Source organism: Glycomyces sp. NPDC021274 (assembly GCF_040641195.1).
Taxonomy (GTDB): Bacteria; Actinomycetota; Actinomycetes; order Mycobacteriales; family Micromonosporaceae; genus Glycomyces.
Genome location: NZ_JBFADC010000073.1, coordinates 1 through 1,319, shown reverse-complemented (window position 1 = coordinate 1,319; position 1,319 = coordinate 1). Strand labels below are relative to the sequence as shown.

Annotated in this window: 1 protein-coding gene and 1 pseudogene; both read left to right on the top strand. The window is 73.1% G+C overall.

The features are described from left to right. Positions 1 to 21 precede the first annotated feature (21 nt). Positions 22 to 933, top strand: coding sequence for an endonuclease III (gene nth, locus AB0I03_RS26665; protein ID WP_360417375.1), 912 nt, complete (start codon positions 22 to 24; stop codon positions 931 to 933). A 66-nt stretch (positions 934 to 999) separates the two neighbouring features. Then, positions 1,000 to 1,319, top strand: a pseudogene (locus AB0I03_RS26660) (coenzyme A pyrophosphatase); the annotation flags it as partial.

Below are 1,319 nucleotides of genomic sequence, written 5' to 3'. Positions count from 1 at the left end.
GCGAAGAAGACCGCGACCAAGATCGCGACGAAGACGACCACCGCGGCCAAGAAGACCACCGCCAAGAAGACCGCGGCCGCGAAGCCGGCAGGGGCGAAGAAGACGGCCGCGGCGACGAAGACGGCCGCCAAGAAGGCCCCCGCCAAGAAGGCGGCGCCCGCCCGCAAGCCCGAGTCCCGGGTCGCGATGGTGCGCCGGGCCCGGCGGATCAACCGCGAGCTGGCCGAGCTGTATCCCTACGCCCACCCCGAGCTGGACTTCGGCAACCCCTTCGAGCTGCTGGTCGCCACGGTCCTGTCCGCCCAGACCACCGACCTGCGGGTCAACCAGACCACCCCCCGGCTCTTCGCCGTCTGCCCCACGCCCGAGGACATGGCCGCGATCCCCCCGGAGCAGCTGGAGGAGCTGATCCGCCCCACCGGCTTCTTCCGCGCCAAGGCGAAGTCGCTGATCGGCCTCTCCACGGCGCTGCGCGACCGCTTCGGCGGCGAGGTGCCGGGCCGCCTGGAGGACCTCGTCACGCTCCCCGGCGTCGGCCGCAAGACCGCCAATGTCGTGTTGGGCAACGCCTTCGGCGTCCCCGGCATCACCGTGGACACGCACTTCGGCCGGCTGGCGCGCCGCTTCGGCTGGACGACCGCGCAGGACGCCGAAAAGGTCGAGGCCGACGTCGCCGAGATCTTCCCCAAGAGCGACTGGACGATGCTCTCGCACCGCGTGGTCTTCCACGGCCGCCGCGTCTGCCACTCCCGCAAGCCCGCCTGTGGGGCCTGCCCCATCGCCCCGCTGTGCCCCTCGTACGGCGAGGGCGAGACCGACCCGGAGAAGGCGAAGAAGCTGCTCAAGTACGAGCTGGGCGGCCAGCCCGGGCAGCGGCTGAAGCCACCGTCCGACTACCCCGGACAGCCCGCGCTCCCGCTGGCGGCCTCGTAGGGCGGCGACGGCGAGCACGACTCCACTGGCGGACCGACCATCGACGTAAGCCTCAAGGGGGCGCGGATGACGAGTGCACGGGAGCAGTACGGCGAGACGGCCGGGGCTCGGCCGGTGACGGCCGGGCGGGAGGTCGCGGTGACGTCCGAGGGCCTGCCGGAGTGGTTGGTTCCGGTGGCCCGGGCGGCCGCCACGATCGAGCCGCGCCAGCTCAGCCGGTTCCTGCCGCCCGAGGACGGCGGCCGGCAGTCCGCCGTCCTGATCCTCTTCGGGCACGGCGCCCGTGGACCCGAGCTGCTCCTGATGGAGCGCGCCGGCACCCTGCGCTCGCACGCCGGGCAGCCCTCCTTCCCCGGCGGGTCGCTCGATCCGCAGGACGGTGATCC